This is a genomic window from Gordonia oryzae (assembly GCF_003797185.1).
GTDB classification, from domain to species: domain Bacteria; phylum Actinomycetota; class Actinomycetes; order Mycobacteriales; family Mycobacteriaceae; genus Gordonia; species Gordonia oryzae.
Genome location: NZ_RKMH01000006.1, coordinates 167,510 through 183,153 on the forward strand (window position 1 = coordinate 167,510; position 15,644 = coordinate 183,153).

The following is a 15,644-nucleotide window of genomic DNA, read 5'->3' on the forward strand; positions in this document are numbered from 1 at the left end:
ATGCCCACCCCACACCGGACCCCGCCGGCCCCCGTCCCGGGCCAGTTCACCCTGGTCCTGCACTCGCATCTGCCGTGGTTGGCCAACCACGGCAGATGGCCCGTCGGCGAGGAATGGCTGTATCAGTCGTGGGCCGCCTCGTACCTCCCGGTGTTCGCGATGCTGCGACGATTGGCCGCCGACGGTTTCTCTGACACGGTTTCGCTCGGGATCACCCCGGTGCTCGCCGCACAGCTCGACGACCCGCACTGCACGGCGTCGATGTATGAGTGGTTGGCCGACTGGCGGTTACGGGCGATGGAGGCGGCCGTCGACGCCGACACCGACCGCCGTGCCCTGGGTCTACGTGAACACCGCAGCGCGACACAGGCATTGGGCGAATTCGAGCGCCACTGGCGCCACGGTGGCGCGGCGACGATCCGCCAGGTGGCCGACAGCGGCGTCGCCGAGATCCTCGGCGGTCCGCTCGCCCATCCGTTCGCACCGTTGCTCGACGCCCGGCTGCGGCAATTCTCCTTGAGCGAAGGTCTCGTCGATGCCCAATTACGCTGGGGTACAAGACCGCACGGGATCTGGGCTCCCGAGTGCGCCTTCGCCCCGGGAATGGAAACCGAGTACGCCGCCGCGGGCGTCGGCCACTTCATCGTCGACGGCCCGACGCTGCACGGGGACACCGCACTCGGACGACCCGTCGGCACCGGCGACGTCCTGGCCTTCGGCCGTGACCTGACCGTCAGCTACCGGGTGTGGTCCCCGAAGTCGGGGTACCCGGGGCACGCCGCGTATCGCGATTTCCACACCTACGATCACGCGACCGGACTCAAGCCGTCGCGGGTGACCGGGAAAACCGTGGCCGCCCAGGACAAGAAGCCCTACGACCCGCAGCGCGCCGATGCGGTGATCGATCGCCACGTCGACGACTTCATCGGCCACGTCCGCCAGCGCTTGATCTCCGAATCGCAGCGCATCGGACGACCGGCCCTGGTGGTCGCGGCCTTCGACACCGAGTTGTTCGGTCATTGGTGGCACGAGGGACCGGTCTGGCTCGAACGCGTCCTGCGCGGGCTACCCGAGGCGGGCGTGCAGGTGGGCACCCTCGCCGGTGCCGCCTCGCACGGCTATGTCGGTGCGCCCGTAGATCTTCCGGCCTCGTCGTGGGGATCGGGCAAGGACTGGCGCGTCTGGGAGGGGCCGCAGGTGTCACATCTCGTGCAGCTCAACGCCGAGGTGAGCCGGACCGCGCTCGAGGCGATCGACAAACTCGTCGACCCGCGGGTGGGCCGCAACCACGTCGCCGATCAGATCGTTCGTGAAACGCTGCTGACGGTCTCGTCGGACTGGCCGTTCATGGTGTCCAAGGACACCGCGGCCGACTATGCGATCGGCCGGGCCCATACCCACGCCCACGCGACCCGCGAAATCGTCGACGCCGCCCTCCGTGGCCGCGCCGACGCGGCGGAGAGGTTGCGACACAACTGGTCTCACGCCGACAATCTGTTCGCCGACCTCGACGCCCGACGACTGCTCGAGATCACCGGCGCCGCAACCGGGCGGTGCCGGTGATGCGGGTCCTACTCATCTCGTGGGAGTACCCACCGGTCGTCGTCGGCGGGTTGGGTCGTCACGTGCACCATCTGGCCACCGAGTTGGCCGTCCTCGGCCACGACGTCGTCGTCCTCACCCGCCATCCCTCGGGTACCGATGCGGTGTCGCATCCGACGACCGATCGCATCGTCGACGGGGTGCGGGTGATCGCGGTGGCCGAGGACCCGCCGGAGTTCTCCTTCGGTACCGACATGATGGCCTGGACACTGGCGATGGGCCACGGATTCATCCGAGCGGGGCTGACGATCCTCGCCGGCGAGCGGGGGTCACGAGCGACGAGCTGGACTCCGGAGGTCGTCCACGCGCACGACTGGATCGTGGCGCACCCGGCCATCGCGCTCGCCGAGATCTTCGACGTGCCACTGATCTCCACGATCCACGCAACCGAGGCCGGACGCCACAGCGGCTGGGTCAGCGGCCAGATCAACCGCCAGGTCCACTCGGTGGAATGGTGGCTGGCGACCGACTCCGACGCCCTGATCACCTGCTCGGAGTCGATGCGCGACGAGGTGACCCGCCTGTTCGGCCCGTCGGTGCCCAACCCCTCCGGTACCGAGCGCCCTGTCTCGGGTCCCTGCCTCGCCGATATCACGGTGATCCATAACGGCATCGACATCCGCGCGTGGCCGTTCGCGCCGCACTCGACGCCGACCGGTCCCGCCGAGTTGTTGTTCGCCGGCCGGCTCGAATACGAGAAGGGCGTACAGGACCTCATCGCCGCGCTCCCTCGTATCCGTCGTACCCACCCGGGCACAACGCTGACCATCGCCGGCACCGGAACGCAGCTGGAGTGGCTGACCGAGCAGGCCCGCCGACATCGGGTCGGGCGCGCGGTGACCTTCCTCGGCGCGGTCGATCATCGGGGCCTGGTGGAGTTGATGCATCGCTGCGCCGCGATCGTACTGCCGAGCCGCTACGAGCCGTTCGGGATCGTGGCACTCGAGGCCGCGGCGACCGGGATTCCCCTGGTGACCTCCACCGCGGGCGGCCTCGGTGAGGCGGTCTGCGACGGGGTGACCGGCCTGTCGTTCGAGCCCGCCGATGTGGCCGGACTGGCCGCGGCGGTGCGGGCCACCCTGACCGATCCCGGCTCGTCGGCGCAGCGCGCCCGCCGCGCGCGGGCACGGTTGTCGGAGGATTTCGCGTGGACGGAGGTCGCGGCGCGCACCGCGTCGGTCTACGCTTCGGCCAAACGTCGGGTCCGCCAACCGTCAGGGCGACCGATCATCAACCGACGCCCGCTACCCGAACGGGACCCGGCTCAGCCGGAGTGAACCCTACTTCTCCGACTGTGACTGCGTGCGCTCGATGTCGGCCTGGGCCTTCTTGCGCTCGATGTCGGCAAGTGCGCGTTCGAGTTCGGCACGCTGGGCGACGTTGGCATCCCAGGCATCCTTGCGATTCTTGACGACCCGGGCGGGCGCACCGACCGCGATCGAGTAGTCGGGGATCTCCCCACGCACCACCGTATGCGAACCGAGCACGCACCCGCGTCCCACGATCGTGTTGCGCAGCACCGACACCTTGGCCGCGATCCAGGTGTCGGGCCCGATGCGCACCGGCCCCTTGACGATTCCCTGATCCTTGATGGGCAAGGTGATGTCGTCTGTCCGGTGGTCGAAATCGCAGATGTAGCACCAGTCGGCGATCAGCGTCGAACCACCTATCTCCAGGTCCAGATAGGAGTTGACGACGTTGTTGCATCCGAACACCGTCTTGTCGCCGATGCGCAGGCTGCCCTCGTGCGCGCGGATGGAGTTGCCGTCGCCGATGTGCACCCACCGACCGATCTCCATCCGGCTCAGCTCGGGGGTCGCGTGGATTTCCACGTTGCGGCCCAGGAACACCATGCCGCGCAACACGATGTGAGGGTTGGCGAGCCGGAATCGCGCCAGCCGCACGTATCGCACGAGATACCACGGGGTATATGCCCGATTACGCAGCACCCACCGCAGGGAGTCCAGGCTGACGAAACGCACCTGCGCCGGATCCCGACGTCGTCCGGCCCGCCACCTCGACCGGTAGCTGGCATTCCACATCGTCGTCATGGATGGCCACCCTAATCGACTCCCCAGTGTGGCCATCGTCGGCGGGCCACACGATAGGCTCTACCGTTGGCGCCGCCGGTGCGAGGTTCCGACGGCCAGGCGAAGAGGAGCTCCGATGGCGGTTGCCCGACGCTCACGTGCCCGAGGCCGGTTTCCGGCGCTCGTCGCCGTGGTACTCGGTCTGGTGACCGCGATGGCACTGTCTTCCTGTTCGGACGGACACATCGACATCCGCTCCGTCTACGGCGCGGGGTGGTCCAGTTTCGGCGGCAACGCCGCCAATTCGAACTTCGTCTACCCCACGGTCCCCGACGATCTAGCGCTGAGCTGGACCCGTCCCACCGGCGGCACAGTCACCGCACCGGTGACCATCTCGGCGACCGGCAACGTGGGTGTCACGTCGAACTCCTCGGGGTGCGATCTGTTGGTGCTCGATCAGCGTGACGGCCGCAAGAACTTCTGCAAGAACATGCGCGACGGCGTCGCGTCCAACGCGATGCTCACCGATCAATACGATCAGCCCTATATCGGCGAGGAGACCACGTTCCTCGCCTTCAATGCCGGTGGAGCGATCCGCTGGCGGATGCCGGTGATCGGGGTGCCACTCTCGGCGAAGTTCGCCGACAGCGGGGTGGTCCTGGTGGTTACCACCCAAGGACAGATCCTGCTGCTCGACACCCAGACCTCGAACCCGGTGGCCCCGGAGGTGCGCCTGCGCCCGGAGGCCGACCCGGGGGATCCGCTGTACGGCTTCGGTGACTGCGTCACCAACGGTCCGCGCTGTCCGGTCCCTGCACCACCCGCGGTCGACGTCGCCCATCAACGCTTCTTCCTCAACGTCTGGCCGACCGGCGTGATCGCGAGCGAGATCCGCGGCTTCTCCTATGCCGCCACCGACGGCAAGCGCACGGTCACCGAAATGTGGAAGGCACAGGTACCCGGAGGAGTCATCGGGCCGACGACGGTCTCGGCGGACGGCACGACCGTCTACGCCTTCACCAGGCTCGGCCAGATCGTGGCGCTCGACGCGGCGACCGGCCGGACACGCTGGACCTACGACAACGGGGGCTACGGTTTTGCCACCATGACGGTTTCACCGGATGGACTGATCATTCCGACCGGCGTCATCGGCGCACCGCTGACCCTCCTGCGCGACGAGGGCAACCGCGCCGAGAAGGTGTGGCAGCGTGATGATCTGGCCGCCGTCAGCCTTTCGGCCCTGACAAGTGCGGGTAGCGCCTGGACCGTGGTTCGTGATGCGGGGGCTCAAACGTTGTCGCTGACCGAGGTGTCAACCACCGACGGCAAGACGAAACGGTCGTTGCCGCTACCGGATTCGGGTGGGTTCGCTACCGGGATCGCGGTGTCGTCGTCGGGTCAGATCGCCACCGCCACCAATATCGGCGAGGTGTATTTCTTCGACAGCAAGCGCAACATCGCCGGACAATAAAACTGCGGTGAGCCCGGTGATGCCGGCCGCAGGCGCGGTCGGCTCACGCTCCGCGAAAGGTCTTGCGGTAGGTCGACGGAGCCATGCCGAGCTCGTTGCGTAGATGGTGCCGCAGGTTGTCCGCCGACCCCAGGCCCGACTGTTCGGCGATCTCGTCGATCGAGGCGCTGGTGGTCTCGAGTAGTTCGCGCGCGAGATCGAGTCGCCGGTCTCGCAGCCACGATCCCGGCGCCGTTCCGGTCTCCTCCCGGAACCGCCGGATGAAGGTGCGGAGACTCAGATGTGCATGTGCGGCAAGCCGTTCCACGCTCAGTGCCTCGTCGAGGCGGGTCAGCGCCCATTCCCGAGTGGCCAGGGTGAGGTGACCGGCGTCGTCGGGGACTCCGCGTTCGATGAACTGTCCCTGACCGCCCTCACGCCAGGGTGGCACGACGCAGTACCGCGCCACCCGATTGGCGACGGCGGCGCCGTGATCGCGACGGATGATGTGCAGACACAGGTCGATTCCCGACGCCAGCCCCGCCGAGCTGAGGATCTGCCCTTCGTCGACGTAGAGGACCGACTCGTCCAGTGCGACAGCGGGGTACAGCGTTCGGAAGTCGTCGGCGTAACGCCAGTGGGTGGTGGCACGGCGGCCGTCGAGGAAACCGGCAGCGGCGAGCAGGAATGCCCCGGTACAAATCGACACGATCCTGGCGTCGGGACGGATCCGTGCCAACGCCGCGGCCACACCGTCGGACATCGTCGCCCGTCGACGGCAGTTCTCGTCACGGGTGCCCGGGACGATCACGGTATCGGCCGTCGCGATCGCCTCGGGCCCCGCTCCCGCGATCAACTGATAGGCGGTGGTGGTCGCCACCGGCCCCGGGGCGATCGACACCGTGGTCACCTCATACAACGCGCGCCCGGCCTCGTCGGCCGCCTGTCCGAACAGCAGGGGCGCGATGGTCGCATCGAAACCGACCACCGGCGGCACGAGCAATACCGCCACCCGATGCGGCACCGGTGTGGCATGATCTTCCGACATATTGGCAATCATGCCAGTGGTACATGGTTGTGACCATCCCCGATGCTTGGTCGGGTGACCACCGATACCCGCCGCGCCGGACAGCCTGCACGTCTTCCACACCGCCCGCACTGGGCGTGGATCGTCGCCACCGTCAGCTTCGTCGCGATTCTCGGCGCGGCCGGATTCCGCGCCGTGCCGAGCGTCATGATGGATCCGCTGCACATGGAGTTCGGCTGGTCGCACGCCACCGTCGGCCTGGCGATGTCGATCACTATGGTGCTGTTCGGCGTCACCGCCCCGTTCGCGGCGGCACTCATGGATCGCTTCGGGGTCCGAGCAATCCTGACCATCGCATTGGTCCTCATCGCCGCCGGCACCGGGCTGGGCGTCTTCATGACGGCGAGATGGCAGTTGCTGTTGTTATGGGGGGTGCTCGTCGGACTCGGCACCGGGTCGATCTCGATGGGCTTCGTGGCGACCGTGTCCACGCGGTGGTTCGTCGACCGTCGCGGCCTGGTGACTGGTGTGCTCACCGCCGCGTCGGCGACCGGCCAGCTCATCTTCTTGCCGATCGTCGCCCACCTCACCGACTCCCACGGGTGGCGTGTCGCGTCGGTAGTCGTCGCCGTGGCCGCCCTGGCCGTCGTGCCGTTGGTCCTGCTGTTCATCCGCGACCGGCCCGCCGACGTCGGTGCCACCGCCTACGGCGCTCGGCCCGGTGGCGAGGACCCGGTACTGTCCACTCGTGGATTCGGTTCCGCCGCAAGCGGCTTGCTCCACGGCATGCGAGTGCGCGCCTTCTGGTTGCTGGCGGCGAGTTTCGCGATCTGTGGGGCCACCACCAACGGTCTGATCGGTACACATTTCATCCCGGCCGCACACGACCACGGCATGCCGACGACCGTCGCCGCCTCATTGCTCGCCACGATCGGCATCTTCGACGTCGCGGGCACGGTGTTCTCGGGCTGGCTCACCGATCGTGTCAGTCCTCGCGTCCTGCTCGTCGTCTACTACCTCGGACGGGGCGTGTCCCTACTCCTGCTGCCATTGCTGCTGTCTCCCCACGCCGAACCGAGCACCTGGGTGTTCATCATCTTCTACGGATTAGACTGGGTCGCAACGGTTCCGCCGACGATCGCGATCTGCCGCCACTACTTCGGCGTCGACACGCCGGTGGTCTTCGGCTGGGTCTTCGCCTTTCATCAGGTGGGGGCGGCCATCGCCGCCTTCGGCGCCGGCTACATCCGCGACGCACAGGGCTCCTACGACAACGCTTTCCACGTGGCCGCCGCCCTGTGCGTGATCGCTGCCGGATGCTGTGCGGCGATCCGGCTCTCAGCCCGCCCGGACGCCGGACTCGCAAACGAAGCCGACCCCCTTGCGGCCGATGCGGGTGAGCACCAGGGCCAGCGGACGGGCCCCCTTGAGCTTGAGCCGCTTTCGAAGCAAGTCCGGGTCGACATCAAGGCCGCGAACGAGGATCTCCAGTGAACCGCAGTCGTACGCGGCGAGCGCTTTGCGGAGCACCTTCTCCCCTGTCGAGGGCAGGCGCTCGATGATGCGGAAACCGCGCTCACCCTCGGGCACCGAATCGCCGGTGAGATAGGCGATGTGCGGATCGATCTGCCAGAGCCCGTGCCGGTGCGCATAGTGGCGCACCAGACCCGCGCGCACCACCGCCCCATCCGGGTCGAGGAGGAAGGTCCCGGGTTCGCCCACGGCCACGTCGTCGGACTCGGCGTCGGTGATCTCCCACACCCGCATCGTGCCGTCGGTGTCGGTGCGCATCACCGTGGCCCGACGCCCGTCGTCGATCCCCGGGCCCGACCACAGACAGGCTTCCCGCACCGACGAGTCCAGCGACGTCACCTGCACCTGACCGGCGAACCCGAACCGATCACGCAATACCTGATAGTCCAGTCCCGGAGCGCATTTCACCACCAGTGGCCGCCCGGCGTAGGTCATCAGCACATCGAGGAGCGGTGGCGTCAAGGCATCGAGACGGAAGACCCGGCCGGTACCCGAACGGCGAGCGGGGTCGGCGAGGAACACATCGGCTCCCGACGTCGGCGTGAGAGCGTCGGCGACGAGCAGCGTCGGGTCTCGGCCCGTACCGATCGCCATGCTCTTCGGGTCCATAGTGTTCTGTTGGGCCACCGTGCTCTGTTGGGCCACCGTGCTCTGTTGGGCCACCGTGCTCTGTTGGGCCACCGTGCTCTGTCGGACCACCGTGTTGTGCCGGGCCATGGCCAATCGGACGCGGTCGAGATCACTGCCGATCACCCCACCGATTCCCGGGGCAGCGGCCAACTCGATCAGCTCGCCGCCGATCGAGCAGGTGACGTCGTGGACCACTGCCCCTGGCCAGCGGGCGGCGATCTCGGCGGCGCGGTGCCCGGCAACCGGGGATGCGGTCGCCTGTTGCAGGGCGTCATCGGTGAGCAAGAGATCGTCGGCGTGGCGCAGCTTCCCGGCCGCGCGCCGACGGCACCGCACGGTCTCGATCAGTGCTGCGTCGTGCGGGGCATAACGGCTGCGCGCCTCGGTGATATCGGCGAGCATCGACCGATCCGTCAACGGCAACGCCGACACCATCTCGAGGGCCTTCACCCCGTGTCGCGACCGTAGAAAGGCCACATCGCCTAACCCGAACCCATACCCCACCGCCCCCATCCTTCCCCGTGCGGTCGTCCTCCCCCAAATTGGGTCATCCTCGGAGCAGATGTCCGCCTCGAGAGGAACGGGCAGAACAGCCCACCCCTCGCACCCGCCCAGAGTGCCCGGCGCCCCCACCGCCGGATTGACCGATCGCCCACAGCGTCGTCGGGGCACCGCGGGCATGACCGCTACCAGCATCAGCCGTTAGTCTCACCTCGTGGCATCGACAGACGACCGTCCGGCCGAACTCTCGGCCCCGCCCACCACACGTGCTGCGTGGTGGGCGGGTCTGCCCGCGGTGCAGCGAGAGCGGTTGCACACCGAGCACCCGGAGTGGATCGGCAACAGCGACGGACTCCCGGCCGCGGACCGCGATCTCGCGAATCGCGCGCTGCTGCCGACGGTCCGCGACAGCCTGGAGAAGCAGAGCCGCACATTGGCAGAACGGCTGGCCGACAACCGATTCGGCGGCACATTCACCTCCGATGACTCGCGCAAGTGGTACGTCGATGCAAAGATCGCCGACATCGGGGCGATCGAACGGGAGCTCCACCGCTCCGAGCCGGCGCATCCGCGACTGCTCATCTCGTTCGACATGCACAGCGGTGAGCGCGGGCACGCCGCGGTGGCCATCGGCAATCCCGACTCCGCCGACCACATCGGGGTCACCACCCCCGGTTTGGGGACCACCGTGCAACCCTCCCTGACCGGCGATCTGCCCTATCAGGGCATGGGCGGTGAGGGGCGCCTGCTGCGCGAGGAGACCCTGCGCCAGCTGGCCATCGTCGGACGCCCCGCCGAGACCGTCGCCACGATCGCCTGGATCGGTTATGACACACCGAATTTCAGGGGACCGGGCCGGCGCGTGTCGACGGCCCGCGGCGCATTGCATGTCGCCACGTCGAGCAAGGCTCGCGACGCCGCGCCGATCCTGTCGCGGTTCTTTGCCGGCCTCACCGCGGCGTCGGATCACCGGCCCCACCTGGTTGCCCTGGGCCACTCGTACGGGTCACTGGTCACCGCCGAGGCCCTGCGGCTGACTCATGGACTCGTCGACGATGTCATCTTCTACGGCTCCCCCGGCCTCGGCGGCGATCGCGGATTCGACCTCGACTACACACCGGAGAGCTTCAACCTCGAGTCCGGTGCCGCATACGTGTTGAAGAACGACGACGATCCGATTGCCGACCTCGGACTGTTCGGCAGCGACCCCGTCGAGAGTCCATCGTTGATCCGCCTCGCCACCCGCGCCGGCGTCGATCGCACCGGTGTCCGGCGTGTCGGATCGGCTGGCCACGCCACCTACACACGTGACGTCGAGGGCAAATCGACGATGGCCCAATACAACATGGCCGCCGTGCTCGGGCAGATGCCCGAGCACCTGATCACGGGGTTGTGACGGCCGAAAAGCGTTCTTCCCCAAACCCTTCGTACTTCCGCTGGATATTTCTTGCGGAAGAGTGAAAGTCTTGGAGAAGAACGGTCACACCTGGGCTAACTGGGCTTGTACCCGCTCACCACGACGTTGTAGAAGAACTTCGGCGGAACCACCTTGCGCAGCACATTCTCGTCGAGCCAGGTCAGGCGCTTCCACGAACCGAACGCGAAACCGGCCCAGCCCCAGCCGAGTTTGCCCGGCGGCACCGCAGCCTCGAAGGTACGGACCGGCCAGCCGAGCATCGCCGCGGCGAACTCTTCGGTCGCGGTCTGCACCGACGACGCTCCCGCCGACCGGGCGATGCCCGCCAACTCGTCGGGATCGAAGGTGTGGATGTCGACGACAGCCTCGAGCGCGGCGGCGCGCGAGGACTCATCGAGCTCCTCCTGCGGGCGGCGCCACGACTGCAGCGGAGCGAGCTTGGTGAGATTCGTCGTCAGATACCAGGTGGCCCGGCTCATCCACCGGGCATAGAAGTCACCGATCGTCGACGGCTCACCGGCGAAGACGAACCGACCGCCCGGCTTGAGTACCCGCAACACCTCGCGCAATGCCTGCTCGACGTCCGGAATGTGGTGCAGCACAGCGTGCCCGACGACGAGGTCGAAGGTGTTGTCGTCGTAGGGGATCTTCTCGGCATCGGCGACCCGGCCATCGACCTCGAGCCCGAGGTTCTCGGCGTTGCGCAGCGCCACCTTCACCATTCCCGGCGACAGGTCGGTCACCGACCCCTTCTCGGCCACCCCGGACTGCATCAGGTTCAGCAGGAAAAAGCCGGTGCCGCAACCGAGTTCCATTGCCCGCCCATAGGGCAGCTCACTCCCGGCGGCAGCCGCACTTGCCCCGCTCGCTGAGCTCCCGGCGGCAGCCGCACGTGCCGCCGGGACGGCGTCGAATCGGCCGCGCGCGTAATCGATACAGCGTTCGTCGAAGCTGATCGACCACTTCTCGTCGTAGGTCTCGGCCTCCCAGTCGTGATAGAGCACCTGCGCGAGCTTGGTGTCGGTCAGCGCCGCCGCGACCTCCTCGGCGCTGGCGTGCGGGTTGGGCGTCGGATCGACCGGCGACGCGGCGCCAGCATCGTTGTTCATCCCCGGCTCGTTCTCGGTGGTCGTCATGTGTCCCTCTCCCTCTGCGCGGCTCACTTACCCGTGAACCGGGCCTTCCCCGGGCCGTTCTCCACGAACGACTCCATTCCGATCGTGCGGTCCTCGGTGGCGAAGAGCGCCGCGAACAGTTGCTCCTCGATCTTCAGACCGGTCGCCAGGTCCACTCCCAGCCCCTGGTCGACGGCCTTCTTCCCGGCGGCCAGCGCCACCGATGCCGCATTGGCGAACTGGCCGGCCCACGCCAGGGCCGCGTTGTAGACCTCGTCGGGTGCGACGACCTCGTCAACCAGCCCGATCCGAAGCGCCTCGTCGGCGCCGACGAACCGGCCGGTGAAGATCATGTCCTTGGCCTTCGCCGGTCCGACGAGACGGGCCAAACGCTGCGTACCGCCACCACCGGGGATGACACCCAGCAGGACCTCGGGGACGCCGAGTTTCGCGTTGTCGCCGGCGATACGTCGGTCCGCGCCGAGCGCGACCTCCAAACCGCCGCCGAGCGCATAACCGGTGATCGCGGCGACCGTAGGCTTGGGGATCTCCGAGATCGACCCCAGCGCGGTCTGCAGGCGACCGGCGACCTTGGCCATCTCCGGATAGGTCATGTCGTTCATCTCTTTGATGTCGGCACCGGCGGCGAGCACCTTGGGACCGCCATAGACGACGACGGCCTTGATGTCGTCACGATCGGTGGCCGCAGCGGCCGCGGCGGCCAGCTCGGACTGGACCTGTCGGTTCAGCGCGTTCATCGGCGGTCGGTTGAGCAGGATGGTGCCCACACCGGGATGGTCGTCGGAGGTCTCTAGGGTCACGAACTCAGGCATGGTCGAAGGCTACCGTCTGACGATCAGGCTGTTCGAGCCGTCCCTGCGCCGCGGCGGCAGCGGTGAGATCGAGCATCCTCACCGCAGCGGAGGCGACAAGTTCGGCGGCACACGCGGTGAGTACACCGGTCGCCCTCGACTCCTCCATGCACGGCGACTACGCACTCGGACTCGCCGATCGGCGAGCAGGCGTTTTCCCACCCCGGATGCGTTGATGACCACGCGGTGGACCGCCGACAGGTACCGCAACGTCCGAATCCCCCCGGCCGCCCGGGTGATCGGGAACGTGGCCTCCTCAACCTCGACTACGACGTACGCTTGCTCAGCGCCGCACTCTCCGCAGCGAAGAAGGCGGCCGCATTTCTCGAAATTCGCGGTTCATCCGCAACTCTGCGACCTGATGGCGCCACCGCTCCAAATCGGTCCGCTCATACATCCGCGACCTCGCACTGGCCACCGACCCGGCAACTGCTCAGGCGCAACCTCGGCTATCGCGCGCAGCCGGTGTCGATCACCACATGAGCAGCTTCACGCCGATACTTGGACGTATAGCTCTTCGGCTTTGCGCCCATCACTCCATCCTCCCTTGCCAGCGTTGCGCCGGCCATCGGGATGTCCGGTGAACGGGGTCAACCTCAGAACAGGGACTCATCGTCACCACCGTCACCGGACAATCCGCCACCGGTGACAACGACGGCGCTACGTCACTGTTCATCAATCCGATCACCGGAGAACCACTGGATCTCAACGTCGGCTCGCTAGCCGGGGTACGCTGGGCGGCCCGGCGGCGGGAGCGGCGATCGGAACCCTTCGCTGGCCCCATCGGCACCGCTGTTGGTGCAGGTATCGGTGCTGCGGTCGGAAGTCAGGCCGGCGCGGACGCTGCCCGGTGGATCAAGGGACTGTTTGACTGACAGTAAGAGGAGAACCTAGTGCATCGGATGATTCGACACCGGCAACGAAATAGGGAAAAGCCCACGTCACATCGGTCATCCGTGCAGCCGCTGTACACGTTCTCAGAATTCTTTCGGCCGTCCACTAATGTTTGGGTACTTCAGCTGTACTCAGCCCCTACCGTTGCCGCCATTATGGCTGGTCTCATTATCGGTAGTTCTCTTCACTAGGTCATTGTCACAGGGGAGTTCGTATGAGCCTTATAGCCGTAGAGCAGGTGGCTCGCGAGTCGGGAAGTGCGGCTAGGCTTCGCGCTCCCTCCGAGACGGCCAAGGTTGCCATTCCTACAGAGTGGCGTGAAGCGGGCTCCCCTGAGGCGCATTCTGTGATGGCGAGTACGATATCTCTTCACCCGGCGCCGAAAGGTGACTTTGTTCCGAATACAGTCATCCAGTACTTTGACTTCGATTCGTATGAAACCCTGAGCTTGTCGCCAGTTGCGACCGACAAAGATATTGCGCCACTTTATCGGAGTGTTGTCTTTGGCCACCATGTATCTGACGACGGCCTACTCAGCGTCGATGAAGGGGCATTCAATCACGAAGGCCTCACACCGGCAGTCCGCAGGGTCCATCATACGTATCCCCTGCAAAGCGCGAGCAGATCGGGGTTGACCGTAATCACTTCAACAGCCCCGATAAAGGAATGGAAGGCGCTTGAACCAGATATCAGCACGATCGAATTGAATGTGCTATCTCGGGAAGGACCGCTAGGGTAATGTCACGACTCCGTAGAGTTCTCACTGGATGGATAGGCTGGCTAATCGTCTACCCAGCCCTTGGTTTCGTTGGCGGCTTGTTGATCGGAGTGCTGTTTTTCTGATGGTGCGGATCGATTATCGGAGACCCCAACGAGACGCGAGAGGCCGCTGCGACGCATTCTAGGCAACCGTCAAACCGGAAGAGCCCAATGAGTACTTGCCGTGCATCGACATCAGTAGGGGGATCGACCCCGGCGGCGTCGGCCCCGAGGCGATTGGGCGTTGCGCCGGAGCACTGTCCGACCGGTGCGCCGAGCACCCGCATCTACCCCAGCTCCCGGCCGACGGGGCGAAACCCTCTGTGTGCGAGTAACATCACCGGATTCCGCGCGATGTTCTCCGGTCTGGGCTGTACCGGAGCCGAACAACTGCTCTTCTGTGTCATCTCGCCGGTCGTCGGCCGGTGGACGCTGAGCGCTCTGCTACAGACAGTGCCGGAGCCGCCCGGCGACGCCGCGAGCAGACGCGCCGCTGTCGTCACCCACGCCACCGCGATGGCAGACTGCACATCAGGGCGCGACGTCGGCTGACGCACGGCCCGAGAGGAGCGGAGATGGCCCCGTCGGCAGCGAGTAACGCAGGGGATCCGGTGATGCTCACCGTCGGCGAACGGTCCATCCGACTGTCGAGCCCGGACCGCATCTATTTCTCCGAGCGCGGCGAGACCAAACTCGATCTCGCTCACTACTACCTCTCCGTCGGCGACGGCATCGTGCGCGCGCTGCTGGAGCGTCCGTGCATGCTGCACCGCTTTCCCCAAGGAGTGGACGGAAAGAAGGTGCACCAGAAGCGGATTCCGGCCGGAGCTCCCGACTGGGTGGAAACCACCGAGCTGTGGTTTCCCCGGTTCGGACGCACCGCCGACGAATTATGCGTCACCGAACTGGGCAGCGTGATCTGGGCGGTGCAGATGTCGACGGTCGAGTTCCATCCGTGGAACTCCCGTCGTGCCGATCCCGAATCGCCCGACGAGTGGCGAATCGACCTCGATCCGATGCCCGACTGCGACTTCGCACGAATTCGCCGGGTCGCCGGCGTCGTCCACGAGGTCCTCGACGAACTCGGCATCCGCGGGTTCCCGAAAACCTCCGGCGGGCGCGGCCTGCACATCTACGTCCGGATCGTCCCGGAATGGGGTTTCCCCCAGGTCCGTCGTGCGGCACTGGCATTCGCGAAAGAGGTCGAGCGGCGCAGTCCCGCGGACGTGACGACCACCTGGTGGCGCAAGGACCGCAACCCGTCGGCGGTGTTCGTCGATTACAACCAGAATGCCCGGGACCACACGATGGCCGCGGCGTACTCGGTGCGCGGCAACCCGCGGGCGACCGTGTCGGCGCCGGTGACCTGGTCGGAGATCGCCGACGCCGAACCCGACGACTTCACCATCGCCACGATGCCTGCACGATTCGCCGAACTCGGTGACCTGCACGCCGAGATCGACGACGTCGCCCACCGCCTCGATCACCTCCTCGAGTGGGCAGATCGCGACGAGGCTGCGGGCGAAACGACCGACGCCGCCGCCATCGTCGACCTCGACGAGTAGGACCCCACGGAGTGGGACGCCAGAGAGCGCTCAGAGCCGTACGCGCACAACGATTCCGGTGATGAGCGCCTCCAGCGCCCAATCGAAGGTGTCGACCGTCAGTGTCGCCGACTCCACACTGAGCGCTTAGTGAAGAGGCTGCTCGTCGGGATCGAAGCGGGCGCGTCGGGCCTCGGCGATCACGCGTTTTTCCCAGGCGCCGGATGCCGGCGCTGCTCGTCGACCATTCACCGGTGACGAGCGTGTTGA

At 66.7% G+C, this 15,644-nt stretch carries 12 protein-coding genes and 1 pseudogene; 7 read left to right on the top strand and 6 right to left on the bottom strand.

The annotated features are described in order from the left end of the window. Positions 1-1,563, top strand: a complete 1,563-nt coding sequence (locus EF294_RS09535) for a 1,4-alpha-glucan branching protein domain-containing protein (RefSeq protein WP_123928727.1) — start codon at positions 1-3, stop codon at positions 1,561-1,563. Then, positions 1,563-2,879, top strand: a complete 1,317-nt coding sequence (locus tag EF294_RS09540; protein WP_123928731.1) for a glycosyltransferase family 4 protein — start codon at positions 1,563-1,565, stop codon at positions 2,877-2,879. Before EF294_RS09535 ends, EF294_RS09540 begins: the two co-directional genes overlap by 1 nt. Positions 2,880-2,882: 3 nt before the next feature. Here the strand turns inward: EF294_RS09540 and EF294_RS09545 are convergent, their stop codons facing one another. Then, positions 2,883-3,653: an acyltransferase gene (locus EF294_RS09545; RefSeq protein WP_123928735.1), complete on the bottom strand. Its 771-nt coding sequence runs from the start codon at positions 3,651-3,653 to the stop codon at positions 2,883-2,885. 115 nt (positions 3,654-3,768) lie between these two features. Between EF294_RS09545 and EF294_RS09550 the strand changes: the two genes are divergently transcribed. Continuing rightward, positions 3,769-5,103 carry an outer membrane protein assembly factor BamB family protein gene (locus EF294_RS09550; RefSeq protein ID WP_123928738.1) on the top strand — a complete coding sequence of 445 codons (1,335 nt, stop codon included), beginning with the start codon at positions 3,769-3,771 and terminating at the stop codon, positions 5,101-5,103. 43 nt (positions 5,104-5,146) lie between these two features. Here EF294_RS09550 and EF294_RS09555 read toward each other — a convergent pair whose 3' ends face one another. Beyond that, positions 5,147-6,130, bottom strand: coding sequence for a GlxA family transcriptional regulator (locus EF294_RS09555; protein ID WP_123928740.1), 984 nt, complete (start codon positions 6,128-6,130; stop codon positions 5,147-5,149). A gap of 189 nt (positions 6,131-6,319) precedes the next feature. Here EF294_RS09555 and EF294_RS09560 point away from each other — a divergent pair. Further along, a pseudogene (locus EF294_RS09560) lies at positions 6,320-7,210 on the top strand (MFS transporter); the annotation flags it as partial. 237 nt (positions 7,211-7,447) lie between these two features. On the opposite strand, the gene EF294_RS22025 reads toward EF294_RS09560, so the two are convergent. After that, positions 7,448-8,776, bottom strand: a complete 1,329-nt coding sequence (locus tag EF294_RS22025) for a THUMP-like domain-containing protein (protein ID WP_246007773.1) — start codon at positions 8,774-8,776, stop codon at positions 7,448-7,450. Positions 8,777-8,987: 211 nt separating this feature from the next. On the opposite strand from EF294_RS22025, the gene EF294_RS09570 reads away from it, so the two are divergent. Next, entirely contained in the window at positions 8,988-10,169 is a 1,182-nt protein-coding gene (locus EF294_RS09570) for an alpha/beta hydrolase (RefSeq protein WP_123928746.1), read from the top strand. Positions 10,170-10,264: 95 nt separating this feature from the next. Here EF294_RS09570 and EF294_RS09575 read toward each other — a convergent pair whose 3' ends face one another. From EF294_RS09575 to EF294_RS09585, 3 genes are read right to left on the bottom strand one after another with little or no spacing between them, the layout of a single operon-like run. Beyond that, a complete protein-coding gene (locus EF294_RS09575; RefSeq protein WP_123928749.1) occupies positions 10,265-11,326 on the bottom strand; it encodes a class I SAM-dependent methyltransferase in 1,062 nt (353 codons plus the stop codon). 23 nt (positions 11,327-11,349) lie between these two features. Then, positions 11,350-12,138, bottom strand: coding sequence for an enoyl-CoA hydratase/isomerase family protein (locus EF294_RS09580; protein ID WP_123928752.1), 789 nt, complete (start codon positions 12,136-12,138; stop codon positions 11,350-11,352). Further along, on the bottom strand, positions 12,131-12,286 hold the full coding sequence (locus tag EF294_RS09585; RefSeq protein WP_246007774.1) for a hypothetical protein: 156 nt from the start codon (positions 12,284-12,286) through the stop codon (positions 12,131-12,133). The genes EF294_RS09580 and EF294_RS09585 overlap by 8 nt, the downstream gene beginning before the upstream one ends. A gap of 1,898 nt (positions 12,287-14,184) precedes the next feature. On the opposite strand from EF294_RS09585, the gene EF294_RS22030 reads away from it, so the two are divergent. Together EF294_RS22030 and ligD are read left to right on the top strand one after the other, a co-directional pair. After that, a complete protein-coding gene (locus EF294_RS22030; RefSeq protein ID WP_246007775.1) occupies positions 14,185-14,382 on the top strand; it encodes a hypothetical protein in 198 nt (65 codons plus the stop codon). A gap of 23 nt (positions 14,383-14,405) precedes the next feature. Beyond that, positions 14,406-15,395, top strand: a complete 990-nt coding sequence (gene ligD / locus EF294_RS09595) for a non-homologous end-joining DNA ligase (RefSeq protein ID WP_123928755.1) — start codon at positions 14,406-14,408, stop codon at positions 15,393-15,395. Positions 15,396-15,644: the final 249 nt, after the last annotated feature.